The following is a 25,295-nucleotide window of genomic DNA, read 5'->3' as shown; positions in this document are numbered from 1 at the left end:
CGGCTCAGGAGAAGAGCCGCCGCCAGGTCTCCGGTCCCGGGTAGCCGTCCGCCGCCCCGCCGCGCCAGCCCTGGGCGCGCTGGAACGCCTCGACGTTGCGCCGGTCCGCCTCGCCCCAGCGCGGCCCGGGACCCGAGGTGTAGTGCGTGCCGAACCCCTTCTTGACCAGCTGCTTTCCCAGCTGGGTCACATGGGCGTCGTTCGCTCCCGGCCGGAACACCGCGCGCCCCGGATAGCCGGGCACGGTGGTCGAGGAACCCGGCCCCGCGGTCACCGCGGGGATGTTCCTGCCCTTCCCGGCGACCAGGTACGACCAGGTCCTGGGCCCCGGAAGCCCGTCCGCGTCGGCCCCCTTCCAGCCCTGCGCCCGCTGGAACGCCTCGGTGGCCCGCCGGTCCGCGGCCGACCAGCGCGGCCCCGGCCCCTTGGTGTAGAAGCGGCGGCCGCCGCGGTCCACCAGGAGCCGGCCGAGCTGGGTGACGTACGCGTTGTTCGCGCCGGTCCCGAAGTACGCGGCCCCCGGATAGCGGGTCGCGCTGGAGGGCAGCGGACCGCCCGCGCCTTCCGTGATCCCCCGGTAGCGGTAGGGCACGTAGCGGTCCGAGTTGGTCCAGTACGCGTAGGGGGTGGCCTGCTTCCTGGCGTGCGGGGGAGCCTGTTCGTAGGCGACGTACTGGGTGTGCGTGGAGTCCGTCCAGCCGCCGAAGATGACGACGTGCGAGCCCTTCTCCGGGTTGTCGGGGTTGTGGAAGAGCAGGATGTCGCCGGGCTGGAGCCGGTCCCGGCTGATCCGCACGCCGAAGCTGTCGAGGCTCCCGGTCCATTCGTTGCTGGGCAGGTTCCAGGCCATCGAGACGAAGCCGGAGCAGTCCTGCCGGTACCCGTCCCGCCAGTAGTCGTCCATGCTGTACGGCACCTGCGCGTCGATCCAGGTCATGGCCCGGCTGAGGATCGCGGCCCGGGTGGTGGCGGTCGCCCGGACGGCCGCGCCCGGTCTGACGGGCAGCGCCGGCTTCCCCACGGGACCGTGCAGCGGCGACCGGTGACCCTGAGGGGTGTCCTGCTGTCCGCCGGCCGGGGGAATCCCGGGCCGCACGGGTCCGTGCACGGCGGCGGCCGCCGGCACGGCACCGAGCACGGTTCCCGCCGCGGCGGCCAGGGCCAGCACCACGGGGGTGCGCGCCGCTCCCGCGCGCGCGAGGACATGGGCGCGGGCCGCCGGATGCCCGAGGGCTCCGGACGGCCCGAGCCGCGAGGAAAAGGGCAGGACACGCCGCCAGTGAACGCATCCGGGGCAATCGCAGTCACGCGCGGGATCGACTTCCTCGAAGACCGGAGTCTTCATGTGGTGCCCCTCACACTCAAGATTGAAATGTCCGCAATTCTGCACATTCGTCAGTTTCTCAACTGACGTCCGGGGCCGCACGTTGACGGTCCGAATGATGTACGGGGCCGCCCTCCCCCGCTCCCGGGCCGCCGGCCCGGTCGGGAGCACCCCCGCGGGTCGGGTAGAGTTTTCTCTGTCAGCAGGCGCCGCTAGCTCAGTTGGTTAGAGCAGCTGACTCTTAATCAGCGGGTCCGGGGTTCGAGTCCCTGGCGGCGCACCGACCGGAAGGCCTCCTCGTGAGAACGAGGGGGCCTTTCGTCATGTCCGGAAGCGGTTCGCGGGGGCCGGTGCGGCCCGTCCGGACTTGGCGTCAAAAGGTCTAGGAACCGCGGCGCCCGTCCGTTCTAGGGTGGACACAAGTGGCCTCCGTCACGGGCCGGTTGCCCGCTCCGGACCGGACGCGCCACTGCGGCGACGGGCCGCGAACCTCCCGTGCCGGTGCCGGGTCACTCCCGCGACCCGTGCGCCCGCGGTCGAGGACCGGCCCGGTCGGCGGCATCCGGGGGACCCGGCCGTCGACCGGGCCCGGTACCGGACCCACCCGGCCGAATCCCCTCCACCCCGGAACCCACCCGGCCGAATCCCCTCCACCCCGGAACCCACCCTGCCGGATCCACTGCCCCCCGGAACCCACCCCCGAATCCGCTCTACGCCGGCCCCCCTCCCGACGCCCTCGCCGCGCCGGCCCCGCACCGCGCCCCCGCCCCAGGCCCTCACCGCGCCGGCCCCGCCCCACCCCGCGACCCGCCCTACGCCCCCGTCCCGCCGGGCCGGCTCCGCCTCACAGGGCGCGTCCCGTGAGGTACGCCGAGACGACCACGTTCGCCGTGTACGTGCCGCTCGCGTGGTCGAAGGTTCCGCCGCAGGTGATCAGCCGCAGCTCGGCCCGCCCCCGCTCGCGTACGCCGTAGGCCTGCCGGGCGTCGAAATGGTCGCGGGGCAGCACCTGGACGTCGTCCACGGTGAACTCGGCGACCGTCCCGTCGTCCCGGACGACCCGGACGGTGTCGCCGGGCTTGACGGTGCTGAGCCGGTAGAAGACGGCGGGCCGGGTCTCGGTGTCGACGTGGCCGACCATCAGCGCGGTCCCCGCGGCCCCCGGCTCCGCCCCCGCCGCGTACCAGCCGACGACCCCCGGCTGGTCGAACGGCGGCGGATCGATCGCGCCGCGCCCGTCGAGCCCGCGGGCCACGACGGGCGCCTGCACCCCCGTCGCGGGAATGTCGACGCGCTGCGGCCGGGCGGCGCGCAGGGGCCTGAGCGCGGGAGGCAGCCGTACCTCGGGCGGCCGTCCGACGGCCGCGATGTCCCCCGTGGTGGGCGAGGACGCCCCCGGCGGCAGATCCGTCACCTCGCGGCCCCACAGCCACAGTCCGAGCAGCAGCACCAGCCAGGCCACACCGGTCAGCAGCCGGCCGACGCCGGGGGAACGGTCGGGTTCGGCCATGTCAGTCGCGGCCGTCGTCGCCCCGGCGGGCGCCGCGGACCACCACGGCGATCGCGGCGACGCTCGCGAGGACCAGGCCGACCACGGCCTGCTTGATGCCGGGTCCGGCGGCATGGGCGTCGGCCGCGGCGTCGAGGCGGGCGGTCCCGCCGCCGCCCGCGTTCACGGGCGCCACCGGTGAGGCGGGCGGGGCGACGCTCGGGGAGGAGTCCGGTGCGGGGACGGTGAGCGTGCCCGTGACCCGGTCGCGGTGGCCGTCGCAGTCGACCCGGATGCCGTAGCTGCCGGGCCGCAGCGCCGTACGCACCCGGGTGTCGCCGACGAGTCCGCCGCCGCCCGGGCCGGTCAGCCGCGCGTCCGCGACGAAGGCGTCCGAGGCCGCGGTGCCCGTCCGGCCCGCGCAGCCCATCGCCCGCAGCCGGACGTCGCTGCCCCCGGCCGGGGACGCCGGGTTCACGGAGACACCGGCGGGCCCCGCGTCGGCCGCGTACGCGGCGGGCGTGAACGCGGCGGCGACCACCGCCCCGGCGCAGAGAGTGAGTCGCATCGGGCGCATCGTGAAACCTCCAGACAACTGGAGGCTCCCCCGCGCGACGGCGGCCCGCATCTCCAGCGGGCCGCCACTGCTCCGTACGGGTCCGTGCGCGCCCCGGCGGGTTTGAACCCGGCGCGGCGCGCACGGCGCCCGGATCCCGGTCCGGGCTCAGACGCGGTCGACCAGGTCCGCGATGGAGTCGACGATCTTCGACGGCCGGTACGGGTAGCGCTCGATCTCCTCCGGCGTGGTCAGCCCGGTCAGCACGAGGAAGGTCTGCATCCCCGCCTCCAGACCGGCCAGGACGTCGGTGTCCATGCGGTCGCCGATCATCGCGCTGGACTCGGAGTGCGCGCCGATGGCGTTCAGGCCGGTCCGCATCATCAGCGGGTTCGGCTTGCCCGCGAAGTACGGCTGCTTGCCGGTGGCCTTGGTGATCAGCGCGGCGACCGCTCCGGTGGCCGGCAGCGGGCCCTCGGTGGACGGGCCGGTCTCGTCCGGGTTGGTGGCGATGAACCGGGCGCCGCCCTTGATCAGCCGGACCGCCTTGGTCATGGCCTCGAAGGAGTACGTACGGGTCTCGCCGAGGACCACGTAGTCCGGTTCGTGGTCGGTCAGGACGTACCCGATGTCGTGCAGCGCGGTGGTCAGTCCGGCCTCGCCGATGACGTACGCCGTGCCGCCGGGCCGCTGGTCGTCCAGGAACTTGGCGGTGGCGAGGGCGGAGGTCCAGATGTTCTCGACGGGGACGTCCAGGCCCATGCGGCTGAGCCTGGCGTGCAGGTCGCGGGCCGTGTAGATGGAGTTGTTCGTCAGGACCAGGAAGGGCTTCCCGGACTCCCGCAGCTTCTTGATGAAGGCGTCGGCGCCGGGGATGGGCACGCCTTCGTGGATGAGGACACCGTCCATGTCGGTGAGCCACGACTCGATCGGCTTGCGCTCTGACATGTGCTGGGTCTCCTAGCCGTCCTGGCGTACGTACGCACGCGCGAACCGAGGCTGCCGGAACGACGCTGTGCCGACGCGCCCAGCCTAGTCAGGGCGCCGGGGGCCGGACCGGGCCGGGCGGAACCCGGCCGGGCCGCCGGCTCCCGGTGTCAGCGGCGGCGCGGCCGGATCCGCCGGGCCAGGGCGAACAGCCCGGCTCCCAGGGCGACGAGGGCGAGCGCCAGCGCGGCGAGCGCGGGCCGGTTGGGTCCGCCGGGGCCGGTCATGGCCAGCTGGTCGGGGGACGGCGGCTTCGCCGCGTTCCCGGTGGTGGTCCCGCTGTCCGTGCCCGTACGGGCGCCGGTTCCGGGGCCGGTGCCCGGTCCCGCGCTGGCCGCGGGGCTCGCGCCGGTGCCGGTGTCCGCGGTGCCGTCCTGGTTCCGGGCCCTGTCCGGGTCCTGGTTCCGGTCCGGGTCCGCGTCCGTGCCGGGGTCCTGGTCCGCTGCGGCGCCCTCGATCCGGAAGCGGTAGGCGTTCGACTCCCCCACCCATGCGCCGTCGTCGTCGTGCTTCTGCACCACGGCCGCGTTCACGACGACGGAGTTCGGGGCGGCCGCGCCGGAGGCCAGGGCGAGCCGCACCTTCACCGTCACGGTGCGGCCGGGGGCCACGGTGAACCCGGGGAAGCCGTCGTCGAACGGTCCCACGTTCTCGGCCTCGTCGCTCCGCTCGAACCGCACCGGGTGGGCCCGCTCCCCGTCGTAGAACTCCAGCCGGGCCTGCTCCGGCCGCAGGGTCCGCTTCTCGTCCACGAGCACGACGACCGGGTGGATCGCGCCGCAGGGGTGGGCGGTGGTGTTGGTGAGGTCGATGTACCAGGTACCGGGGTCGCCGCCCGCCCGGTAGGTGTCGGGGCCGCCGTGGACCCGGGTCCTGATCGGGAAGTCGTGGGCGTCGGCCGAGACGCAGTCCGGGCCGGCGTCCACCGCCTGCGCCGGGGCCGAGGTGAACGTGACGCACAGCGCCAGAGCGGTCGGGGCGAGGGCGGTCGGAGCGAGCGGATGAGACGTACGCAGTCGCATGAGGAGCCTTTGGCCGATCGGGAGCGGGCGGGGATCGGGAGGACCGAAAGCGTCAGTCGGTGCCGGGCAATGGCCCCGCGACCGTGGCACACCCCACCCCGCCCGTCTGACCGCCAGACGTGGAGCCACCCCCGTTCGGCCCCCGGTTTCCCACCATCCGGCGGCACCTCCACCTCGCACAGCGGGCGAAGTCGTCCGGTCAGCCCTCGCCTCGTCCGAACAGCGGGCGGAGGCGCCCGGTCAGCCCTCGCCTCGTCCGAACAGCGGGGCCAGCAGGAGCTGGGCCGCGCCCTCGGCCACCCCCCGTGCTCCGCCGGGGGCCGGCAGGACCGGTACCGACGCGCCGCCCCCCTCGCGCCGGGCCCGTTCCTCCAGGACCGCCCCGACGCCCCGCAGGAAGACCTCCTCGTGGGCCGCGACCGTACGCCCGCCCAGCAGGACGAGGTCGATGTCGAGCAGCCCCACCAGGTTCGCCGCCCCGGCGCCGAGCACCCGGGCCGCCTCGGCCACGCTTCCCCGGCCCACCGCGTCCAGGCACAGCACCTCGATGCAGCCGCGGTTGCCGCACTCGCACAGCGGCCCGTCCAGCTGGATGACCTGGTGCCCGAACTCCCCGGCCCCGGTACGGGCCCCGCGGTGCACGGCCCCGCCGATCACGAGGCCCGCGCCCAGTCCCGTACCGAGGTGCAGATACGCGAACGAGCCGCCCGCGCCGCCGGAACCCGGCCCGGCGCCGGGCCCCACAGCGACCCCGAGCGCCGCCGCGTTGGTGTCCTTGTCCACGACGACCGGCAGCCCGAGCCGCCCGGCCAGCGCGTCCCGCAGCCCGAACCCGTCCCACTCGGGAAAGCCCGTCACCCGGTGCAGCACCCCCAGGGTGTGGTCGAGCGGCCCCGGCAGCGCCACCCCCACGCCCAGCGGCGACACCCCGCCGAGCAGGGCCGCGACCTCCCCGGCCGCCCCCTCGACCACCGCGTCGGCCCCGGCCCCCAGGTCCAGCGGGGCCCGCCGCTCGGCCACCACGGCCCCGGTGAGGTCGCAGAGCACCGCGGTCAGCTCGTCCCGGTCGAGGTGCAGCCCGACCGCGTGCCCCGCGTCGGGCACGAGCCGCAGCACCGTACGGGGTTTGCCGCCCGTGGACGCGAGCCGCCCCGCCTCGGTGGCGAGTCCGTCCGCCCGCAGCCGTGCGGTGATCTTGCTGACGGCCTGCGGGGTCAGACCGGTCCGCTCGGCGAGTTCCAGGCGGCTGATCCCGGAGGCCCCCGCCGTACGCAGCAGATCGAGCACCAGAGCGGCGTTGTGACTGCGCAGGGCCGGCAGATTCACCCCGGTCCCACCGGGACCCACCGCGGACCCCACACCGGCCCCCGCACCGGATCCCCCTCCGAAACCCGCCCGGGAACCCGCCCCGGCGTCACCGCGCCGCCCGGGAACTCCGACGCCCCCGGTCCCGCCCCGGCCCCCGCGACCGTCCGAGTCTCCACCCGCGCCATCGCGCCGGTCCGCGCATTCACCCGAGCCCCGGGGTACACCCGAACTCCGGGGTACACCTGGATTCCCGGGGATCTCCTGGATCTCCTGCATCCCGGCCCCACCCGCACTGGTCCTGTTCACGCCCCCATTGTCCCCCGCGCTTGCACTTTGGCAACAGCGTTGCGAAAGTAGGACGCATGACAGGCATGACTGCTACTGGTACGCCCCTTCGCGTGGGTCTCGTCGGCTACGGCCTCGCGGGCTCCGTCTTCCACGCCCCGCTGATCGCCACGACCGAGGGCCTCGCCCTCGACACGGTCGTCACCTCGAACCCGGAGCGCGAGGCGCAGGCCCGCGCCGAGTTCGGCGACGGACTCCGGTTCGCCGCCACGCCCGAGGACCTGCTGGCCCGCGCCGACGAGCTCGACCTGATCGTCATCGCGTCCCCGAACAAGACCCACGTCCCGATCGCCACCGCCGCCCTGAAGGCCGGCCTCCCCGTGGTCGTGGACAAGCCGATCGCCGGCACCGCCGCGGAGGCCCGCGAGCTCGCCGCCCTGGCCGACGAGCGCGGTCTGCTGCTCTCCGTCTTCCAGAACCGCCGCTGGGACAACGACTTCCTGACCCTGCGCAAGCTGTTCGCCGACGGCGAGCTGGGCGACATCTGGCGCTTCGAGTCCCGCTTCGAGCGCTGGCGCCCGCAGCCGAAGGGCGGCTGGCGCGAGTCCGGCGACCCGGCGGAGATCGGCGGTCTGCTCTACGACCTCGGCAGCCACCTCGTCGACCAGGCGCTCGTCCTCTTCGGCCCCGCCGCCTCGGTGTACGCGGAGTCGGACGTCCGCCGTCCGGGCGCGCTGACCGACGACGACACGTTCATCGCGATCACGCACCGGAACGGGGTCCGCTCCCACCTGTACGTCTCCGCGACGACCGCCCAGCTCGGCCCGCGTTTCCGCGTCCTCGGCTCGCAGGCGGGCTACGTCAAGTACGGCCTCGACCCTCAGGAGGCCGACCTGCGGGACGGCAAGCGCCCCGGCACGGGCTCCGCGTGGGGCGTCGAGCCCGAGGCCCTGTGGGGCCGCGTCGGCTCCGGCGAGTCCCCGCTGACCGGTGGCGGCCGTCCCGAGCCGACGGTCCCGGGCGCGTACCCCGCGTACTACGCGGCCGTCGCCGCCGCGATCCGTGACGGCGGCCCGAACCCGGTCACCGCCCACGAGGCCGCCGCGGCCCTCGACGTCCTGGAGGCCGCCCGCCGCTCCGCCCGCGAGTCCGTGGTGGTGTCCCTGTGAGCGCGCCCGCCGCACCGGAGATCGCCGAGCTGGAGGAGCAGGAGCGCCGGCTGACGCTTCCGCGGTTCACCCACGAAGACGCCTGGGCCCTCGGCACCCTCCTCGTCGAACTCGCCCGCGAGCGCGGGGCGCCGGTGGCCGTCGACATCCGCCGGGGCGGACAGCAGCTGTTCCACGCGGCGCTGCCTGGTTCCACCCCGGACAACGACGCCTGGATCGACCGCAAGCGCCGCGTCGTCGAGCGGTACGGCTGCTCGTCGCTGCTGGTCGGCTCGCGCTTCCGCGCCAAGGGCACGACGTTCGAGGACTCCTCGCGCCTGGACCCCGACACGTACGCGGCCCACGGCGGCGCGTTCCCGATCACCGTGACCGGTGCGGGCGTCATCGGCACCGTGGTCGTCTCGGGCCTCCCCCAGGTGGAGGACCACAAGATGGTCGTCGAAGCCCTGGAGAAGTTCCTGACCACCTAGCACCGCAGTTCCCCGCGCCCCCACGAGGGGCGCGGGGAAACGAACCACGGCAGGGGGCGGCCCCGCCAGGGGCGCGGGGAACGGCGCGACCAGCCACAACGCACCCGCAGAGACCGCCACACACCAGAGCCCCGCCAGGGGCGCGAGGAACGGCGCGACCAGCCACACCGCACCCGCACCCGAGACCGCACCCTCACCACAGCGACCTCACCTACAGACCAAGCGGAGCGCTCACGCTCCGGCAAGCACCTGCCGCTGCCGCCCCAGCCCCTCGATCTCCAGCTCCACGACGTCCCCCGCCCGCAGGAACGGCTTCGGCTCGGGCTGCCCGAGCGCCACCCCGGCGGGCGTCCCGGTGTTGATCACATCGCCGGGATAGAGCGTCATGAAGCGGCTGACGTACCGGACGACCTCGGCGACCGGAAAGATCTGCTCCGCCGTCGTCCCGTCCTGCTTGAGCTCACCGTTCACCCACAGCCGCAGCGACAGCGCCTGCGGGTCCGGGACCTCGTCCGCCGTCACCAGCCACGGACCCAGCGGGTTGAACGTCTCGCAGTTCTTGCCCTTGTCCCAGGTGCCGCCGCGCTCGATCTGGAACTCGCGCTCGGAGACGTCGTGCGCCACGGCGTACCCGGCGACATGCGCGAGCGCCTCCTCGGCGGACTCCAGATAGCGGGCGGTCCGGCCGATGACGACGGCCAGCTCGACCTCCCAGTCGGTCTTCACCGACCCGCGCGGCACGAGCACCGTGTCGTCGGGCCCGACGACGGTGTCCGCGGCCTTGAAGAAGATCACCGGTTCGGCGGGCGGCTCGGCCCCGGTCTCCTTGGCGTGGTCGTGGTAGTTCAGCCCGATGCACACGACCTTGCCGATCCGGGCCACCGGCGGTCCGACGCGCAGTCCGTCCGCGTCCAGCACGGGCAGCTCACCGCCCGCCGCGGCGGACCGGATCCGGCCGAGCGCCGCCTCGTCGGCGAGCAGCGTCCCGTCGATGTCGGTCACGAGCCCCGACAGGTCCCGCAGGGTTCCCCCGGTGTCGAGCAGCGCGGGCCGCTCCGATCCGGCCGTACCGACGCGCAGCAGCTTCATGGTCACCATCTCCCTCGGTGGCGGGCCGTCGACCGACGGGTGCGGCCGTCGGAGGACCGTGCGATCCTCCAAGCTCGCCGTCCAGTCCGCAAGACCCCGTTCACGGACCGGACCGCGTTCACGGACCGGACCGCGTTCACGGGCCGGACCGTGTGCACGCACCGGACCGTGTGCACGCACCGGACCGGCGGCCCGGCCCGGGAGGGTCGCCTCAGGCGAGAGCCGCGGCCGCCGGCACCGCCCCGGGCATGTCCCGGTAGAGCACCGCCCGCTCCACCGCGCTCCAGGTCGCGCTGGTCACCACGTACAGCGCGGCGGCCAGCGGCACCACGGCCACGGTGAACAGCGTGAAGAAGGACATGAACGGCATGATCTTGGCGACCGAGGCGAGCGCGGCCGCCTGCTCGCTCTGCCCCTCCGCCGCCACGGGCGCGACGGTGGTCGTGCGCTTGGTACGGACGTAGTTGAAACAGGCCACGGCCGTCACGACGGCGAAGAGGCCGAGATAGACGAGACTGGCGGGGCCGAACAGCCCGCCGCCGCCGAGCGCGTCCGCCCACCGGCCGCCGAGCGGCGCGCCGAACAGCTTGTGCCCGAGCAGCGTGTTGGCCTCGCCGCCGATCGCCGAGCTGGAGAACAGGTGGTAGAGCAGGAAGAAGGCCGGCATCTGGAAGAGGCTGGGCAGGCAGCCCGAGAGCGGCGACACCTTCTCCTCGGCGTGCAGCTCCATCAGGGCCTTCTGGAAGGACTCGCGGTCCTTGCCGTGCTTCTTCTTCAGCTCGGTGATCCGCGGCTGGAGGGCGGCCCGCGCCCGCTGTCCGCGCGCCGCGGCCCGCGACAGGGGGTGCACGAGCAGTCGTACGAGCGCGGTGAACAGGACGATCGCCGCGGCGGTGGCCGAGGCGTGGAAGAGCGGCTGGAGCAGGTCGGCGAGGTGTTCGACCAGGTGCGCGAAAACGGACATGAACGTGGACATGCGTGAGCCCTCCGGGGGTCTCGTCGTGCCGGGAGTACGGACTGCGGCATGACGACCCGCGCGGGTCACCCGTGACGAAGGACCACTCGGGTGCGCCACCGGACATCTCGGGGTGCGTCACCAGGAGTGGAGAGCCACCCGGGGCGGACGGTCGGTCGCCGGGGTGGAACGGAAAGGGGTGCCTACGCGGTCGCCTGGAGGGCGTGTCCGGGCGCTCGGGGACGCGGCCGTCCACTGGCGTCGGGATCGCGTTGCGGCAGGAAGGCCGTACGGCGGTCGCGGTCCCGGATGGTCGTACGGACCCGGGTGGGCGGCACGGCCGGCGCGCAGCGCGCCACGATCAGGGAGCAGGCGACGAACGCGGAACCGGCCGCGGCGGTCGCTGCCACCGCGACGGTGGCGGTGAGGCTGCCCGTGTCGAGCAGCGCGACCTCCAGGAGCAGGAGCAGCAGTACGGCGGCGGGGCGGGCGTCGGCCCAGCTCCGGGTCATCGGCCGCTCCTCCTCTCGTACGTGCCGCGCGCTCTCGTACGAGGTACGCGTCTTCCTGCGTTCGTTATACAGGATGATTCTGCGCCGACCGCCCGGAATCGGACGCGGTGTGCGCCACACCGTCCGGGCCTCGGTCCGTGTCGATCGGCTCCAGGAGCCGCCTCGGTGCCAGCAGGGCCCGGCTGACCGGATCGGCCGGGTCCCGGTCGAGTCCGGGGCCCGGCGTCATCTCGACGTCCGGGACCGGCACGATCACGCCACAGGCGGGGCATTCGCCGTACGGGCCCAGTTCCGTGCCGCAGTCGGCATGGCGGAAGTAGCGCAGGCGGCTCTCGGTGAAGTGCTCGCGGCCCCACAGGCCGAGCGAGCGCAGGGTGGGCCACAGGGCGATACCGCGGTCGGTCAGGACGTACTCGTCGCGCGGCGGCGACTCCTGGTAGCGGCGCTTGTCGAGGATGCCCTCGGCGGTGAGGGCCTGGAGGCGGGCCGCGAGCACGGCACGGGGGATGCCGAGGTGCACGAGGAAGTCGTTGTAGCGCCGTACGCCGTAGAGCGCGTCGCGGATGACGAGCAGCGTCCAGCGTTCGCCGACGATCTCCAGCGCGCGGGCGATCGAGCACTCCTGCGTCGCGTAGTCCTTGCCCAGTGCCATGACCCCACTGTAGCCACTTTCCGACAGGTTGGTTCATTGACCGAACCTAGGTGTTACGGTGAAGACCTCAGAAGGTTCAATGACCGAACCGACCAGGGAAGCGAAGGCACGCCATGACCCCGCTCGACCGGCCCGACACCAGGACACGGCCCGCGAACCCGGCCTCGGCGCCCCCGGCCCCCGGGCCGCACGGCGCTCCGCGGGCCACCCCGACCCTCGCCCTCACCAGCGCCGCCACCGCCGTGGCCCTGATGACGTACACGGCCCCGATGGTCACGCTCCCCGACACCGCGGCCGCACTGCACACCTCGGTCTCCGCCCAGGCCTGGCTCTTCAACGGCACCCCGCTGGGCCTGGCCGCGCTGCTCCTGGTCGCCGGCAGCCTCGCCGACGACTACGGCCGCCGCCGGATCTTCCTGGCCGGCACCGTCGCCCTCGGCCTCACCACCGCGCTCGGCGCGCTCGCGGGCTCCACCTGGCTGTTCACCCTGGCCCGCGTCGCCCAGGGCGCGGCGAGCGCCGCGATCCTCGCGAGCAGCCTGGGACTGATCGTGCACGCCTTCCCGACCCCGCGCGGACGGCTGCGCGCGACGGGGGTGTGGGGCGCCTTCGTCAGCGGCGGGATCGCCGCCGGCCCGCTCCTCGCGGGGGCGATCGCCGGCTGGAACTGGCGGATGGCGTACGCCGTCCTCGGCGCCGCCGCCCTGATCGTCGCCCTCCTGGGAACCCGCGCCCTGACCGAGTCCCGCGCGCCGCGCGGCGGCCGGCCCGACCTCGCGGGGGCACTGACCTTCGGCCTCGCCCTGGTGTCCCTGGTGGCCGCGCTGACGCTCGGCCGCGACGGCTGGCTGCGGGCCCCGGTGGGACTGCTGCTGGCCGCGTTCCTCGTCCTGATGGCCGTGTTCGTCGCCGTCGAACGCCGCAGCGCGACGCCCATGATCGATCTGGGGCTGCTCAGGCACCGCCGCTTCCTCGCCTCGTCGGCGGGCGGGCTCTTCACGGGCCTCGCGGTGATCGGCCTGTTCAGCTTCCTGCCGGCACTGCTCCAGCGGACGCTCGGGATGTCCGCCATGGACACGGCGTGGCTGTTCCTGCTGTGGTCCGGGCTCGCCTTCACGGTCGCCCTCCAGGCCCGCCGTCTCGTCGGCCGGGTCTCCCACCGCCATCAGCTGGCCCTCGGCTTCGCGCTGCACGCGGCCGGCGTCCTGACGATGCTCGGCGCGATCGGCTCCGGCTCCTGGCTCCGCCTGCTGCCGGGCTTCGTGCTCTCCGGGGTGGGCAGCGGCCTGCTGAACGCCGCGCTGCCGCTGCTGGCCGTGGAGTCCGTGCCCGCGACCCGCGCGGCGATGGGCTCGGGCGCCCAGCAGACCTTCCGCTACATCGGCTCGTGCGCCGGGGTCGCCCTCACGATCGCCCTGGTCACCACCACCGGCGGACCGGCGCACGGCGCGAACGTGGCGATCGTCGTGTCGGCGGTCCTGGCCGCGGTGGCCGCGGCGAGCGTCCTGGCGCTGCGGGACCGGGCCTGAGCGGGGCCGCACCTTCAGCGGGGCCGCGCCTTCAGCGGGGCCGCACGGAGGTGAGCTTCCCCCACACCGCCATGCGGTACCGGGAGGTGTACTCGGGGGTGCACGTGGTGAGCGTGATGTAGTACCCGGGCACGCTGTACCCGTACGACGGCCGGACGATGCTGCGCGGCACCGGGCGGATCACCCCGACGTCCCGTGAGGAGGTCTGCGGGAGCGTCCGGTCGACGGTGTACGTGTACACGGCGGCCTTCGTCTCGACGGTGATCGTGTCACCGCGCCGGAGCCTCGGCAGGTACCGGAACGGCTCGCCGTGGGTGTTGCGGTGCCCGGCGAGCGCGAAGTTCCCCGCCTGGCCCGGCTGCTGGGTCCCCTTGTAGTGGCCGACATACCCCTTGTTGAGGACGTCCGCCTTGCTGACACCTTCCGCGACCGGCACCCGCAGGGAGAGCCGCGGAACGACGAGGACGGCGTAGGCCTGGGACCAGCGGGGCCGCTCCGGACCACTGCCGCCCCCGGATCCGGACCCGTCCTTCCGCCCGGCCGCCCGCGTCCCGTCGGCCTTGCCGGCACCGCTCCCCCCGCCGTCCGCGCCGGGACCGGCACTCGCGCCGGGGCCGGCGCTCCCCTGGTCCCGCGCCCCCCACTCCCGCTCCAGCGCCTGCACCTTGCGCTCGGCACCGTGCCGCGCCTCGCGGTTGGTCCACCACAGCTGGTGCACGACCAGCAGGAGCAGCACCACGCCGACGGTGACGAGCACCTCGGCTCCGCTCCAGAGGGCTCGCCGGTACGCGGCACGCCGTCGCCGCGTGCCGTGGTGCACGACCCCCGGAGTCCGCATCCGTACGCCTCCCTCGCCGGGCGCACGATAGGCGTCGACCCGCCAACTCTCCAGCCCCGCGCGGCTCCTGCCCTCCCCGGCACTTTCTCCACAGGTTCGGGAAAGGGCTGACACAACCCTCGACAACCCCGGACGCCACACCCGATGCTTCCTGTTGGCATCACCGGGACAGGCAAGCGCCGGCGCGGTCCGGGCCGGCGACCGAGTTCGAAGTCGAGTCGACACAGAAGGCCAACTCCTCTTTCTCAGCTGGGAGTTGGTCCGAGACGGACGGAGAGGCCGGCCATGATCCGACGCAGAACCCTTCTCACCGCCGCGGGCGGTACGGTCCTCGGCGGCGCCCTGGCGACGGGCACGGCCCGCGCGGACGCGACGATCGCCGTCAACCCGGCCACGAAGTACGGGACATGGGAGGGCTGGGGCACCTCACTCGCGTGGTGGGCCAACGTCTTCGGCGCCCGCGACGACTTCGCCGACCTCTTCTTCACCACCAGGTCGACGACGTACAACGGCGTTTCCCGCCCGGGCCTCGGCCTGAACATCGCCCGCTACAACCTCGGCGCCTGCTCCTGGAACAGCGTGGGCGGCGAGACCATGACCGCCTCCGCCGGCATCCCGTCCTTCAAGCAGATCGAGGGGTACTGGCAGGACTGGAACAACGAGGACCCGACGTCGTCGGCCTGGAAGTGGACGGCGGACGCCACCCAGCGGGCCGCCCTGACCAGGGCGACGGCACGCGGCGCGACGACCGAGCTGTTCGCCAACTCGCCCATGTGGTGGATGTGTCTGAACCACAACCCCTCGGGCGCGTCCGGCGGCGGCAACAACCTCCAGTCCTGGAACTACCGCCAGCACGCCTCCCACCTCGCGGCGGTCGCCCTCTACGCGAAGACGAACTGGGGAGTGGACTTCGCCACCGTGGAGGCGTTCAACGAGCCCTCCTCCGCCTGGTGGACGTCCACCGGCACCCAGGAGGGCTGCCACATGGACGCGACCGTCCAGTCGGCCGTACTCCCCTACCTGCGCAGCGAGTTGGACAAGCGGGGCCTGACGGGCACGAGGATCTCCGCGTCGGACGAGACGAGCTACGACCTGGCCCGTACGACATGGGGTTCGTTCGGCTCGACCACCAGGGCCCTGGTCGACCGGGTGAACGTGCACGGCTACCAGGGGTCGGGCGGCCGCCGGGACCTCCTCTACACGGACGCCGTGACGACCTCGGGCAAGGCCCTGTGGAACTCCGAGTACGGCGACGGGGACGGCACCGGTCTGACCCTCGCGAGCAACCTCCTCCTCGACTTCCGCTGGCTGCACCCGACCGCCTGGGTCTACTGGCAGGTCATGGACCCCACGGCGGGCTGGGGCATGATCAAGTACGACGCGGGCACCCTGACCGCCGGAGCGGTGGAGACGAAGCTCTATGTGATGGCCCAGTTCAGCCGCCACATCCGCCCGGGGATGACGATCGTGGACACGGGCGTGGACTACGCGGTGGCGGCGTACGACGCGACGGCGAAACGGCTGGTGATCGTCGCGGCGAACAAGGGCACCTCCGCCCAGACCCTGACCTTCGACCTCTCCCGCTTCACCACGGTCACCGGCGGCACCGGCGGCCTGGTCCCCCGCTGGAACACCCTGACCTCCGGCACCGGCGACCTCTACACCTCCCACACGGACACCTATCTGACCGGCAGGACCGTGGCGGTGCCGTTCGCGGCGGGGGCGGTGCAGACCGTGCAGGTGGACGGGGTGGTGGCGTGAACCGGGCCTGAGGTGACGCGGCGAGGGCCGCGTCACCCGGCGGCCGGGACCGCCCGGCGTTCCCGAACACGCCCCCGGGGACTCCCGTGTCTCTGGCCAGCAGGTCTCTCTCCTTGACGGCCCGGCGGCAGTACGGTGTCCCCCATGCGCCCCGACACGCCTGCCGAGAACGTCGACCACACCGCCGAAGCGGCTCGCCTGGAGCGGACCGCCGGCCTGTACCCGGAGGACGCCGAGCACCTGCTCCTGCAGGCAGCGGCCCACCTAGAACTGGACGGCGACCGCCCCGGCGCCACCACCCTCTACGACCGCCTCCTCGCCTCGGACACTCCCCTGGAGAAGCCGTACCTGGTCCGCGCCCTGAAGGCGTCGAACCTGTGGGAGTACGACCACGAGGCCGAAGCCCGCGCGATCATCGACGGAGTCAGGGCCGCGGCCCCGCGCGACCCGGCCCCCTGGGTCATCGTGGCGGAGGCCCTGGAGTCGCACGACGAGCTGGAGGCGGCGCAGGACACCTTCACCGAGGGAACGACCCTGCTCCTGACCGACGTGGCGGAACCCCCGTACTCCACGCTCCCCCTCCTCTTCGGCCGTCACCGGGTGCGCCGCATGCTGGGCGCGGCGCACGACGAGTGGGACGCGCTGGCCGACACCCTGCACTCGTCCCCGATCTCCCTGGACGAGCTCCACGACCCGAAGCGGGTCTGGTCGCTCGGCTCGGACAACCCGGCGGAACTCCAGGCCGAGATCATCCGCCTCCAGGCCGAACTGGGCGCCTACCGCGAGGCCCTCTCGCGCCCGTTCCCGGTGGCGGTCCTGCACTGGTCGGCCCCCGAACTCACCGAACTGACCACGGCGTACCCGGACCTCACCACCGAGTACCCGTCCCACGACGAGCACCTCGCGACGATAGAGGCCTCCCTGCGCGAACTGGCCGGCTCCGGCACCCCGAACCTCGGCATCGTCACCGCCACGGTCCCCTCCTACGAGGCCTTCGCCGCCTCGGAGGCCACGTCCCCCACGGACACGACCCTGCTCCCCCAGTACGCGACCACCCTCGCAGCCCGAGGCCTGGCCGTGGCCTGGCCGCCGCAGCGGGGGGCTGGGTGCTGGTGCGGGTCGGGCTCCTCCTACGGGGAGTGCCACGGGAACCACGACGCCTGAGGCCGGCGACGTCCCGCCCCTGAACGTGCGGCCCCTGGAACACGTCCAGGGGCCGCACGGGCTTTTATGTCGGCCCCTCTACTCCTTCACAACTCGTTCACGCTAACGTCACACCCGATCTGTCGAACGGCACGCCCGCACGCTCCGGGTGCGTCTCTGCTCGCGAGGACCCCGCATGCCGCCCTACCAGCCCTCGTCCGACTGGCAGTTCGACGTACCCACGAACGGAAGCAAGCGGCTTCCCCCGGCGGCCAGATCGTTCGAATCGCTCGCGCACCAGGGCTACGGCTTCGAAGCGGGCCTGGACACCGCGCTCACCGTCATCGCCCGAGCCGACCTTCACTCCTGAGGCGCGACACCATTGGAAGACATGAGGCCCTCCTCTCCCGGCGTCTCCGCCCGCATGTCCCGTCAGGCCAGCAAGGACACGAAGGCCGAGTTGGTCGTGCGCCGGCTGCTTCATGCGGCCGGCCTGCGCTATCGCGTGGAGTACCCCGTGCCCGGAATGGCGCGGCGGCGTATCGACGTGGCGTTCACCCGGGCCAAGGTGGCCGTCCTCATCGACGGGTGCTTCTGGCACGGATGCCCGCAACACGCGACGCAACCGAAGGCCAACGCCGAGTGGTGGCGCACGAAGCTCGACCGCAACATGGCTCGCGACCGGGAGACGACGGAACACCTGACCGCACTGGGGTGGACGGTTCTGCGCTTCTGGGAGCACGAGGCGCCCGAGGACGTCGTCGTACGGGTCACGGCGGCCGTGGAACACGGCCTGGCGGAACACCTGAGGAGAGGGAAGCAGTGGGGGATCTGACCTTTGTCGACGTGTGCTCGGGAGCCGGCGGGCTCGCCCTCGGACTGGAGAGCGCGGGTTTCTCCCCGGTCCTCCTGCTCGACGACAAGCCCCAGGCGTGCGAGACGCTTCTCGCCAACCGGCCGGGCTGGAAGGTCGTCTGCGAGGACCTGATCGACTTCCTCCCGGAAGAGCACCCGGAGACGCTGGATGTCGATCTCCTGTCGGCGGGCCTGCCCCGCGTGAAGTCCTCGGCCGCGGTGGGACGACCGAACAGTGAGCCGGAACTGCGCCGGCTCACGGCCACGATCTACCTGTTGCACGCCGTACGCCCGCGCGCTCTGCTGTTGGAGAATCTCCCGGCGCTCGTCGACTCGCCCGCCTATGCGCAGGTGCGCCGGTTCATCGCGGAGGAACTGACTCACCTCGGCTACCGATGGCGCTGGTTCGTACTGAACGCGGCTGACTTCGGCGTACCGCAGGATCGGGAGCAAGGGGTGCTGGTGGCGCTCAAGGAGCCCTGGTTCGACGCCTTCGTCCAGCCGGAGCCGACGGTGCGCGTGCACGTCTCTGTCGGTCAGGCGCTACGTGGCTCGATGGCAGCGCGAGGCTGGCGGGACGCCGACGCCTGGGCGGACCAGGCGAGCGCGGTGGCTCCGACCCTCGTCGGCGGCTCCGACAATCGGGGTGGCGCCGATGTCGGCCCGACCGGGACCAAGCGTGCCTGGGCACGGATGGGGATCAACGGGAACGCCTTCGCCGACGAGGTGCCCGGACCCGACTACGCCTGGCCGCGCTCGGACGACGTGACGCGTATGCCGAAAATCACGGTGGACCAAGCCGCCATCGTCCAGGCGTTCCCCCCTGAGTGGCGGGTCACCGGCCAGAAGACCGCGCGCTACCGGCAGATCGGACATGCCACCCCTCCGCCGGTGGGCAGGGCCCTCGGTGAGTCGATCGCGACCGCGCTGCGTTCCGCGGACCGGGCGTAGCCGATGGGCAGTGGCACACCGGACGGCCGGCTAAACTTCTCGCACATGAGCCCCGTCACGCACACGCCCTCCTCACCTGCGGTTTTTCGCATCGTGGACCTGTTCGCGGGCCCCGGAGGCCTGGATGTGGCAGCCGAGGCCCTCGGATATCAGGTCACCGGCATCGAATGGGACGACAACGCCTGCGCGACCCGTGCGGCAGCGGGCATGGACACCTTCACCGGTGACGTCAGGGACTACCGGGCCGCCGACTTCCCGCACGCCCAGGTGCTGACGGGCGGGCCGCCCTGCCAGACGTTCACGGTCGCCGGGCACGGCGCCGGTCGCAGAGCCTTGGACGACGTGCTGGCCTACATCGCGCGACTGCACGACGTCGTGCGCTCGAACGAGACGCCCTGGTCGGAGGTCGAACGTACCTGGAACGAGATCTCCGAAGAACTACGGATCAGGGCTGCCGAGGCCGACAAGATCAAAGCCTTGAAGCGAGCGGACGAGGCACTCCGCTCGGTCACTCGCCGGGCGGTCAGGAAGAGCCTCACCGGACACGGCTGCTCGACCGAGGAGATCGAACTCGCGCTGAAGACGACGGAGGCGCCGCGGGGGCTCGCTCGTCGCGACGCCGACGTCAAGAACTCCTTCGAAGGCCTGGTCGCGCTCGAGAAGTCCCTGGACGCTCACCGGGCGCGGTTGGAGGAACTGGGTGACGAACGGACCGGGCTCGTCCTGCAACCGTTGTGGTGGGTGATCGAACGCCGCCGACGCACGGGGCTCGAGCCCTACGAGGCCGTCGTGCTGGAACAGGTGCCGGCCGTGATGCGTGTGTGGGAGGAGTACGAGAAGGTGCTGGGCACCCTCGGCTACCGCACGAGGACGCAACTGATGCACACGGAGGCGTTCGGCGTCCCGCAGACCCGCAGGCGTGCCGTGCTCATGGCCAGGCTCGGGAATGTCGAGATCCCGGAACTGGAGGAGACCCACCACCGCTACCGGCCGGGCGGTGTTCCCGCCGCCTCCCGTGACGCGAATCGAGCGGACACCCCCCTCTGGGGCGGCGACGAGAAGAAGACCGAAAGGAAGAGGCCGAAGGACTCCTGGGTGTCCATGGAGGCCGCCCTGAAGAAGGCCCGAGACATCGCTCTGGAACTGGACCTGGCGGACGTCGACCTGCCGGACCGCCCCGCCTTCACCGTCGTCTCGAACTACGGGACGGGCGGCGACCCGGCCGCACGAGGACGCCGCGACCACGACGCCCCCTCCTCGACGGTGACCGGAAAGGTGTCCCGCAACCGGCTCGTCCACAAGGGCACGAACAAGGATCTCCCTCGTTTCGAGCATGCCGAGGCCGGCGTGCTCCAGACGTTTCCCGTCGCCTACCCCTGGCGGGGCCTTGATCGCTCCCAGCAGATCGGCAACGCGGTGCCACCCCGGCTCGCTCTGCACGTCCTCAGGCACGTGCTCGAACCCGAGCTGAGCGAGGAGCAGGCGGACGCCAGGCTGGAACAGGCCTTGGCCGAGCTCGAGAACTGGCGTCCGCCCCGCAAGGCCGTGAAGGTCCGCGGGCGGGAGGATCTGAAGGGCCACCCTCTCAACGGCGGGTGACCCTTCGGGCTCATCCCTGCGACGTGCGTCCTCGGACCGGTGCCGTCTCGAAGAGTTCGGCGAAACACTTGGTCAGTGTCTCGACGGACTCCGCGGGAACGGGCTCCTCCTCCGGCCCGGTCGGCAACGCATGGCGGGGCACCGGAGGCGCGGTCTCGGCCTCCTCGATCCAGCGACGCAGATCTTCGGGGTCCCGCCACTCGTCCGGGGCCATCGCGTCGTACACCAAGGTGGCACCGGCTGTGTTGATCGCGGCCATGAGGCCGGTGAACTCGCGGCCGGTGGTGGCGATGCCGCTCTGAAGAACTCGGACCAACGCCTGGGCCGTCGGGCGGTGGTCGACCAGATCCGACCGCATCACGCTGTGGATCAGATCCTGATTGGAGCAGGCGGCCACCACCGGGGCGTAGTCCCCGCCGTCGCGGAACAGTTCGGCCGCCCACCACAGACGTGAGAAGCACTGCCGGTCGGGGGCGCCCTTGAAGCGGGCCGCCGCCACGCGCGAGTCCTGGCTCCCGGCCGAAGGCGCGGAGGCATGTCGCCACACCACGTAGTCCGGGGCGACGGCGAGCGCGAGGTGGTTCCAGATCCGCCGGTCGGCGGCCTCCCGTCGGGTCAGACGGAGAGCGGCGTGCAGACGAGGGGCCAGCCAGGCGTCGGCCTCGGTCCGGTTATTCCTGAACTGGTGCAACGCGTCGTCGATCAGTTCCCGAAGCGGTTCCACCCGCCAGCGGGGGTCCTCCTCCGGCAGGGGCTCGACGACCTTCGCCAGGTCCACGCCCTCGTGCCCCTGGATCCCTCGGAGCAGATCCTCGGTGAGGAAGGGATCGGCGGCCGTCGCAGGGAGCAGACCGAGTCGTGCGGGAAGGTGGTGCGGCTGCTCGATCACGACCGGTCCTCTCGATTGCTCTGCTGGAGCGCGCGCAGGACATTGGCCAGCGACTGGCGCGCACCCGCACGACGTACGGCGGCGAAGTGGACACGGGTCTGGAGTTCCGCCCATCCCGCGTCGCCGGTCCGCCGCCTGTGGACCTGACGCAGTGCGTCCTCGGCGCGGATGCCCGGCACCACGTCGGGCAACATCTCCCGCAGCACCTCCCCCCTCCAGTCGGAGGGGAAGACGGGGGAACCGTCGGGCTCGACCTCCAGATCACCGACCGCGCTGTGGAACACGGCCGTCCACACGTCGGTGGCCATCTGCGACAGCAACAACTCGTGGACCTTGTTCTCCATCCCACCGGTCTCACCGCCGAGCAGGTCCGAGAATCCTTCGACATCGGTGTTGACCATCACCACCGGGAGCCGGCCCGAGGCGTCGACGACCCAGGGAGCGTCGGCGTAGGGCCGCAACCACTCCCGCGTGCTCTTGGTGAAGCTCGTCTGCTTCACGTCGAGGCGCAGTCCGCCGAGCGGTTCCTCAGCGGCCGTGTCGATCGTCCAGTCGGTGTCGGTCTCCGTGATCGCCCGGCCCTTCACGCCGTCCACGGTGGCGACCGCGTGAACAGCCAGGTCGGCACGACCGACGTGGTCGTCACGGCGCACCTCGATCGCGCCGGACCATTCCTTGCTGTCCGGGGCGTCCTGACGGAGTTCGACCGTGGTGCGAACGTTGGTGTCGCCGTCGGTGAGCACCGCGAGGACCCGAAGGTCCTTCCACGGGGCGTCGGGGTCGGTCGCGCCCGGAGGCAGGGTTGCGGACAGGCCGATCCTGGCGGACAGCCAGTCCTCGTGCTGTGCCACGCCCAGGGCGACGGTCCTCTGGGGTGTCGAGAACGCCGAGGTGTCCAAGTGGTCACGGGTGCGGTCGAGCAGCCTGAGCGATACGGACGTCACTCTCAGGACGACCGGGCGGTTGAGTCGCTTGTACGGATAGAACTTCATGTCTCACTCCCCCGACCCGGTACGCAGCTCGAGCGCGAGTCGCGTGAGTTCGGTGCGGACCGGATGGCTGGTGGGATCGGTGGCCCCACGGAACACCGCCTTACGGGCACCCGGCTCGAAGTGCAGGACTCCGCCCACCACCTCGCAGCCCTCGACGGCGACGAGTTCGGCCCAGTCGAGTCTGGGCCTTCCGCCCGAGCGCACTTCGAGGAGGACCACAGGGGTCATGGCGGGCAGTTCGTCGGCGCGTGGAAGCTTCACCTCCGCCGTGATCCGCCACTCCTTGCTCTCGCCGATCTCGGCGTCCAGCTCGACCAGTTCCGGCACGGTCGGTCCGGAACTCCGCCTGGACGCGGCGGCCGTGCGCTGGACGGTGAGTTTCTTGCGCAGCTTGGCACTCTCCTGTGAGGTGGCACTCTTCGGCCGGACGACCACGTCCCTCACAGCGGTGTTGACCTCGGTGGTCAGCCTGGAGATGCGATGGTGCGCGGTGTGCGACCACCGGAGGGTGAGTTCCTCGCTCTGTCCCCAGCGATCGTGCTCGGGCGGTTCGGCAGCGCGAAGGAACTCCTCGGCCTCCTCGGCGAAGGGCGCCGACTCGCCGGCCGCCTGGCCCACCAGGAGCACCGCCTGGAAGGAACTGACCCCCAGCGGGAGCCCGCCGACCGTGGACTTCTTGATGGTCATGCGGTTGCCACGCAGGGAGTGGACCTGGTTCGGCGTGCCGTCCTTGTCCTCCGCCTCGGTGACCAGGAGCATCCCCGAGTGGATGCCGAGCGTCCCTCGCAGTCCTCCGGACAGGGGCAGCTTGAGCGGGACCGTGCGGAGTGCCACCTGACCGGACTCGGTGAGTCGATCGACGGTCGTTCCTTCGTAGAAGGCGCGAAGCGCCCGGGTGCGCGAGGGCTGTGCGTCGGTGGGGTCGACCTTCTGCTCGTCGATGACAACCTCACCGTTGCGCATCGTGCGCACCGAGGTCTCCAACAGCGGCAGCCTGCTCCCACCGCCGGTCATCGCCGCCCAGAAGTCCCGGCCCAACGCCTCGACGAGCCGTCGGTGCATGGCCCGGACGTCGCGGGTCCCGTCGTCGTCGCTCCCGCTCTCGAAGTCCTCGTCGGTCGGATCGGAACCGCCCTGTTCGAGACTCGCCACGTCATGGGCGCCCACGATGAGAAAGGACGTGCCCGGCTCGTCGCCGTCCCGAGTCAGGTGCAGACGTTCGACCGTCTCCTCGTCCGCCCACCAGGAACGGACGACCTCGGCACCGGTCGTCTCGGGGTCGGGACGCCCCAACCAGGCCGGACCCGCGTACGAGTTGCCGTCGACCGACCGCCAGGGGAGCTCCAGACGCCCGATGACGCGGCGCTCGGTGCGACCCTCGTGCGGGACGGACAGTGTGGAGTTGATCAGCACCATGCCCAACGCGCTGGTGGCCCACAGGGTCGCCTTGCCGAGGCCGTAGGAACCACCCGCACCGCGCCCCGACTTGAGACTCTCCAACTGCCGTCGGACGACGGCCGCGAACTTGCCGTCGTCGTAGTCGTCACCGGTGAGGCCCGAGGCGTTGTAGTCGTCGACACGGAGCAGGACCAGGCGGCCCTTCTCGAACATGTCGCGCACACCGGCGTCCACGACGCGTCCGACCTTCTGATCGGCGGCGGATTCGGAGACCGCCGAGTAGTGGGGCTGAAGTTCGTCCCAGAGGACGGCGGCGCGGAATGCGTCCAGCGCTTCACCCGTGAGCTCGTGAATGGTGTAACGCACGCGGACCGGGCGGCCGTTGTCCACGATCCGTTCGTCGAGACTGTTCTGGCAGGTCTCCCTCGCCAGCACCTGGACGTCCGCGTCGAAGGCGAAGGCCGCCGCGTTGCCACCGTCACGTCCTCCGTCCTGATAGCCGGGTCGGTGGTACCACGTGACGGGGAGGCCGGCCTGTGTGTCGGTGGTCCTGGTGTGCACCGTGCCCAGGTCCGTGCCCAGCGCCTTGGCGATCTCGGCCATGACCGTCGGGCGCGGTACCGAGCGCTTCGTGATCCACGCGGAGACCGCGGCCCTGGTCAGCCCCAGTTCGTCGGCCAGCTCCGCCTGCGTCCTGCCCGCGAGCTTGAGCTGACGGGACAGCCAGGGCCCGAACTCTTCACCGGCCTCCATGTGGCCTCCCAGTCTTCGCTGTTGACGTTGTGCCCACGATCACGGAACAGGCTAATTTGACACCTCGCCGCTCGTCAACCGACGTTTGACACAAGCTCACCCGCGGCTGACCGACCTCTCCGAGCCTGATTCACCCCGTATGACCGGTAAAAGAATTTCGTGAGGCTTGCCCCTGCGGCGGACGTGACTGCGGGGCACCTCGGGGTGAATCACCTGCGCGAACTCACCGGATTCCTCAACTCCGCTACGTCAAAGCAGATTTGGGGGTGACACGAACGAGTGACACCTCTAGGATCGGTCGCCAGCGGCACTGTCCGTCTCACTCGAGAAACCTCGTGTGACACGGGTGAGTTGTACCCAAATCCATTCTCACCACCCCGAACCGCCCGATCGTCCGGGGTCGTCGACAAGAGCCGGAGGACACGAGGTTCCATGGCACACCCCCCTGACGAGCCGGATTCGACGCACCACTTAGCCCCTCATTCGATGCGTGAAATCAATTCCGTGATCCTACGACTCTGCTCGGCCACCTCCGAAACGGAACAGAAGCAGATTCTCGACTCCTTCGGCATGACCGCGGAGCAATTCCGTGAACTCTTCGGACCCATAGCGGGATTCGCCGGTCCCGACGTCGAATGACCCCGTCGAGTCCAGCACTCCTCTCTCCCACGCACTTCACATCGTCGCAGGTCGAACCAGCTCTCAACGCCTCATGCAGGTCCCCACCCCGCCTTCCGCGTCACGCCGAACATTTCCAGGAGCCGTGAAA

The 25,295-nt window shown here is 72.0% G+C and carries 24 protein-coding genes and 1 tRNA gene; 11 read left to right on the top strand and 14 right to left on the bottom strand.

The genetic code is table 11. The annotated features are described in order from the left end of the window. Nucleotides 1-4: 4 nt before the first annotated feature. On the bottom strand, nucleotides 5-1,345 hold the full coding sequence (locus ACFWI4_RS10000) for a peptidoglycan-binding protein (protein WP_387193073.1): 1,341 nt from the start codon (nucleotides 1,343-1,345) through the stop codon (nucleotides 5-7). Between the two features lie 185 nt (nucleotides 1,346-1,530). Between ACFWI4_RS10000 and ACFWI4_RS09995 the strand changes: the two genes are divergently transcribed. Next, nucleotides 1,531-1,604, top strand: a tRNA-Lys gene (locus ACFWI4_RS09995). A 564-nt stretch (nucleotides 1,605-2,168) separates the two neighbouring features. Here the strand turns inward: ACFWI4_RS09995 and ACFWI4_RS09990 are convergent. The 5 genes from ACFWI4_RS09990 to ACFWI4_RS09970 all read right to left on the bottom strand — a co-directional run bounded on the left by ACFWI4_RS09990 (nucleotide 2,169) and on the right by ACFWI4_RS09970 (nucleotide 6,737). Next, a complete protein-coding gene (locus ACFWI4_RS09990; protein WP_387193070.1) occupies nucleotides 2,169-2,834 on the bottom strand; it encodes a class F sortase in 666 nt (221 codons plus the stop codon). A 1-nt stretch (nucleotide 2,835) separates the two neighbouring features. After that, nucleotides 2,836-3,390, bottom strand: a complete 555-nt coding sequence (locus tag ACFWI4_RS09985; RefSeq protein ID WP_387193067.1) for a hypothetical protein — start codon at nucleotides 3,388-3,390, stop codon at nucleotides 2,836-2,838. Between the two features lie 147 nt (nucleotides 3,391-3,537). After that, nucleotides 3,538-4,317: an HAD-IIA family hydrolase gene (locus ACFWI4_RS09980; protein WP_385407642.1), complete on the bottom strand. Its 780-nt coding sequence runs from the start codon at nucleotides 4,315-4,317 to the stop codon at nucleotides 3,538-3,540. Between the two features lie 149 nt (nucleotides 4,318-4,466). Next, nucleotides 4,467-5,378, bottom strand: coding sequence for a hypothetical protein (locus tag ACFWI4_RS09975; protein ID WP_387193063.1), 912 nt, complete (start codon nucleotides 5,376-5,378; stop codon nucleotides 4,467-4,469). Nucleotides 5,379-5,618: 240 nt separating this feature from the next. Further along, nucleotides 5,619-6,737: an ROK family protein gene (locus tag ACFWI4_RS09970; RefSeq protein WP_387193060.1), complete on the bottom strand. Its 1,119-nt coding sequence runs from the start codon at nucleotides 6,735-6,737 to the stop codon at nucleotides 5,619-5,621. 311 nt (nucleotides 6,738-7,048) lie between these two features. Here ACFWI4_RS09970 and ACFWI4_RS09965 point away from each other — a divergent pair, with 311 nt between their 5' ends. Both ACFWI4_RS09965 and ACFWI4_RS09960 read left to right on the top strand, forming a co-directional pair. Then, complete coding sequence (locus ACFWI4_RS09965; RefSeq protein WP_387193057.1) at nucleotides 7,049-8,140, top strand: Gfo/Idh/MocA family oxidoreductase; 1,092 nt, start codon at nucleotides 7,049-7,051, stop codon at nucleotides 8,138-8,140. Next, a complete protein-coding gene (locus ACFWI4_RS09960) occupies nucleotides 8,137-8,610 on the top strand; it encodes a heme-degrading domain-containing protein (RefSeq protein WP_387193054.1) in 474 nt (157 codons plus the stop codon). Before ACFWI4_RS09965 ends, ACFWI4_RS09960 begins: the two co-directional genes overlap by 4 nt. A 231-nt stretch (nucleotides 8,611-8,841) precedes the next feature. On the opposite strand, the gene ACFWI4_RS09955 is transcribed toward ACFWI4_RS09960, so the two are convergent. The 4 genes from ACFWI4_RS09955 to ACFWI4_RS09940 form a co-directional block, all read right to left on the bottom strand. Continuing rightward, nucleotides 8,842-9,699 (bottom strand): fumarylacetoacetate hydrolase family protein, encoded by an 858-nt coding sequence (locus ACFWI4_RS09955; RefSeq protein WP_385407655.1) that lies wholly within the window; start codon nucleotides 9,697-9,699, stop codon nucleotides 8,842-8,844. Between the two features lie 211 nt (nucleotides 9,700-9,910). Further along, the gene (locus ACFWI4_RS09950; RefSeq protein ID WP_387193165.1) at nucleotides 9,911-10,663 is read right to left on the bottom strand and encodes a YidC/Oxa1 family membrane protein insertase; all 753 of its coding nucleotides are present in this window, start codon (nucleotides 10,661-10,663) and stop codon (nucleotides 9,911-9,913) included. A 194-nt stretch (nucleotides 10,664-10,857) separates the two neighbouring features. Continuing rightward, entirely contained in the window at nucleotides 10,858-11,166 is a 309-nt protein-coding gene (locus tag ACFWI4_RS09945) for a DUF6412 domain-containing protein (RefSeq protein ID WP_385407657.1), read from the bottom strand. Between the two features lie 64 nt (nucleotides 11,167-11,230). Continuing rightward, nucleotides 11,231-11,818 (bottom strand): winged helix-turn-helix transcriptional regulator, encoded by a 588-nt coding sequence (locus ACFWI4_RS09940; protein ID WP_387193051.1) that lies wholly within the window; start codon nucleotides 11,816-11,818, stop codon nucleotides 11,231-11,233. Nucleotides 11,819-11,931: 113 nt separating this feature from the next. Between ACFWI4_RS09940 and ACFWI4_RS09935 the strand changes: the two genes are divergently transcribed. Next, complete coding sequence (locus tag ACFWI4_RS09935) at nucleotides 11,932-13,347, top strand: MFS transporter (RefSeq protein WP_387193048.1); 1,416 nt, start codon at nucleotides 11,932-11,934, stop codon at nucleotides 13,345-13,347. Nucleotides 13,348-13,378: 31 nt separating this feature from the next. On the opposite strand, the gene ACFWI4_RS09930 is transcribed toward ACFWI4_RS09935, so the two are convergent. Further along, nucleotides 13,379-14,185 (bottom strand): class E sortase, encoded by an 807-nt coding sequence (locus ACFWI4_RS09930; RefSeq protein WP_387193046.1) that lies wholly within the window; start codon nucleotides 14,183-14,185, stop codon nucleotides 13,379-13,381. Nucleotides 14,186-14,470: 285 nt separating this feature from the next. Between ACFWI4_RS09930 and ACFWI4_RS09925 the strand changes: the two genes are divergently transcribed. The 6 genes from ACFWI4_RS09925 (at nucleotide 14,471) to ACFWI4_RS09900 (ending at nucleotide 20,494) form a co-directional block, all read left to right on the top strand. Then, nucleotides 14,471-15,946: a beta-1,6-galactanase gene (locus ACFWI4_RS09925; protein ID WP_387193043.1), complete on the top strand. Its 1,476-nt coding sequence runs from the start codon at nucleotides 14,471-14,473 to the stop codon at nucleotides 15,944-15,946. Between the two features lie 144 nt (nucleotides 15,947-16,090). Beyond that, a complete protein-coding gene (locus tag ACFWI4_RS09920) occupies nucleotides 16,091-17,110 on the top strand; it encodes an SEC-C domain-containing protein (RefSeq protein WP_387193040.1) in 1,020 nt (339 codons plus the stop codon). 175 nt (nucleotides 17,111-17,285) lie between these two features. Further along, entirely contained in the window at nucleotides 17,286-17,459 is a 174-nt protein-coding gene (locus ACFWI4_RS09915; protein WP_387193038.1) for a hypothetical protein, read from the top strand. A 54-nt stretch (nucleotides 17,460-17,513) separates the two neighbouring features. Further along, nucleotides 17,514-17,924 carry a very short patch repair endonuclease gene (locus ACFWI4_RS09910; protein ID WP_387193161.1) on the top strand — a complete coding sequence of 137 codons (411 nt, stop codon included), beginning with the start codon at nucleotides 17,514-17,516 and terminating at the stop codon, nucleotides 17,922-17,924. Further along, nucleotides 17,912-18,895, top strand: coding sequence for a DNA cytosine methyltransferase (locus tag ACFWI4_RS09905; protein WP_387193036.1), 984 nt, complete (start codon nucleotides 17,912-17,914; stop codon nucleotides 18,893-18,895). Before ACFWI4_RS09910 ends, ACFWI4_RS09905 begins: the two co-directional genes overlap by 13 nt. 45 nt (nucleotides 18,896-18,940) lie before the next feature. Further along, entirely contained in the window at nucleotides 18,941-20,494 is a 1,554-nt protein-coding gene (locus tag ACFWI4_RS09900; RefSeq protein WP_387193033.1) for a DNA cytosine methyltransferase, read from the top strand. A gap of 10 nt (nucleotides 20,495-20,504) precedes the next feature. Here the strand turns inward: ACFWI4_RS09900 and ACFWI4_RS09895 are convergent, their stop codons facing one another. The 3 genes from ACFWI4_RS09895 to ACFWI4_RS09885 are packed head-to-tail and all read right to left on the bottom strand — an operon-like array spanning nucleotide 20,505 to nucleotide 24,526. Then, nucleotides 20,505-21,383: a DUF6339 family protein gene (locus ACFWI4_RS09895; RefSeq protein WP_387193030.1), complete on the bottom strand. Its 879-nt coding sequence runs from the start codon at nucleotides 21,381-21,383 to the stop codon at nucleotides 20,505-20,507. Further along, the gene (locus ACFWI4_RS09890) at nucleotides 21,380-22,375 is read right to left on the bottom strand and encodes a hypothetical protein (RefSeq protein ID WP_387193027.1); all 996 of its coding nucleotides are present in this window, start codon (nucleotides 22,373-22,375) and stop codon (nucleotides 21,380-21,382) included. Before ACFWI4_RS09890 ends, ACFWI4_RS09895 begins: the two co-directional genes overlap by 4 nt. 3 nt (nucleotides 22,376-22,378) lie before the next feature. Beyond that, nucleotides 22,379-24,526 (bottom strand): helix-turn-helix domain-containing protein, encoded by a 2,148-nt coding sequence (locus ACFWI4_RS09885; protein ID WP_387193024.1) that lies wholly within the window; start codon nucleotides 24,524-24,526, stop codon nucleotides 22,379-22,381. A gap of 504 nt (nucleotides 24,527-25,030) precedes the next feature. Here ACFWI4_RS09885 and ACFWI4_RS09880 point away from each other — a divergent pair. Beyond that, nucleotides 25,031-25,165 (top strand): hypothetical protein, encoded by a 135-nt coding sequence (locus ACFWI4_RS09880; protein ID WP_387193021.1) that lies wholly within the window; start codon nucleotides 25,031-25,033, stop codon nucleotides 25,163-25,165. Nucleotides 25,166-25,295 lie beyond the last annotated feature (130 nt).

This window comes from Streptomyces sp. NPDC127038 (assembly GCF_042725875.1).
GTDB lineage: Bacteria > Actinomycetota > Actinomycetes > Streptomycetales > Streptomycetaceae > Streptomyces.
Note: the sequence above shows the minus strand (reverse complement) of the source record. Positions and strands in the feature narration are given on the sequence as shown.

Excerpts from the sequence above, each read along its gene's own strand:
- ACFWI4_RS10000 (WP_387193073.1), bottom strand. The coding sequence starts at position 1,345 with ATGAAGACTCCGGTCTTCGAGGAAGTCGATCCCGCGCGTGACTGCGAT.
- ACFWI4_RS09990 (WP_387193070.1), bottom strand. The coding sequence starts at position 2,834 with ATGGCCGAACCCGACCGTTCCCCCGGCGTCGGCCGGCTGCTGACCGGT.
- ACFWI4_RS09985 (WP_387193067.1), bottom strand. The coding sequence starts at position 3,390 with ATGCGCCCGATGCGACTCACTCTCTGCGCCGGGGCGGTGGTCGCCGCC.
- ACFWI4_RS09980 (WP_385407642.1), bottom strand. The coding sequence starts at position 4,317 with ATGTCAGAGCGCAAGCCGATCGAGTCGTGGCTCACCGACATGGACGGT.
- ACFWI4_RS09975 (WP_387193063.1), bottom strand. The coding sequence starts at position 5,378 with ATGCGACTGCGTACGTCTCATCCGCTCGCTCCGACCGCCCTCGCCCCG.
- ACFWI4_RS09965 (WP_387193057.1), top strand. The coding sequence starts at position 7,049 with ATGACAGGCATGACTGCTACTGGTACGCCCCTTCGCGTGGGTCTCGTC.
- ACFWI4_RS09955 (WP_385407655.1), bottom strand. The coding sequence starts at position 9,699 with ATGAAGCTGCTGCGCGTCGGTACGGCCGGATCGGAGCGGCCCGCGCTG.
- ACFWI4_RS09950 (WP_387193165.1), bottom strand. The coding sequence starts at position 10,663 with ATGTCCGTTTTCGCGCACCTGGTCGAACACCTCGCCGACCTGCTCCAG.
- ACFWI4_RS09945 (WP_385407657.1), bottom strand. The coding sequence starts at position 11,166 with ATGACCCGGAGCTGGGCCGACGCCCGCCCCGCCGCCGTACTGCTGCTC.
- ACFWI4_RS09940 (WP_387193051.1), bottom strand. The coding sequence starts at position 11,818 with ATGGCACTGGGCAAGGACTACGCGACGCAGGAGTGCTCGATCGCCCGC.
- ACFWI4_RS09935 (WP_387193048.1), top strand. The coding sequence starts at position 11,932 with ATGACCCCGCTCGACCGGCCCGACACCAGGACACGGCCCGCGAACCCG.
- ACFWI4_RS09930 (WP_387193046.1), bottom strand. The coding sequence starts at position 14,185 with ATGCGGACTCCGGGGGTCGTGCACCACGGCACGCGGCGACGGCGTGCC.
- ACFWI4_RS09925 (WP_387193043.1), top strand. The coding sequence starts at position 14,471 with ATGATCCGACGCAGAACCCTTCTCACCGCCGCGGGCGGTACGGTCCTC.
- ACFWI4_RS09920 (WP_387193040.1), top strand. The coding sequence starts at position 16,091 with ATGCGCCCCGACACGCCTGCCGAGAACGTCGACCACACCGCCGAAGCG.
- ACFWI4_RS09915 (WP_387193038.1), top strand. The coding sequence starts at position 17,286 with ATGCCGCCCTACCAGCCCTCGTCCGACTGGCAGTTCGACGTACCCACG.
- ACFWI4_RS09910 (WP_387193161.1), top strand. The coding sequence starts at position 17,514 with ATGTCCCGTCAGGCCAGCAAGGACACGAAGGCCGAGTTGGTCGTGCGC.
- ACFWI4_RS09900 (WP_387193033.1), top strand. The coding sequence starts at position 18,941 with ATGAGCCCCGTCACGCACACGCCCTCCTCACCTGCGGTTTTTCGCATC.
- ACFWI4_RS09890 (WP_387193027.1), bottom strand. The coding sequence starts at position 22,375 with ATGAAGTTCTATCCGTACAAGCGACTCAACCGCCCGGTCGTCCTGAGA.
- ACFWI4_RS09885 (WP_387193024.1), bottom strand. The coding sequence starts at position 24,526 with ATGGAGGCCGGTGAAGAGTTCGGGCCCTGGCTGTCCCGTCAGCTCAAG.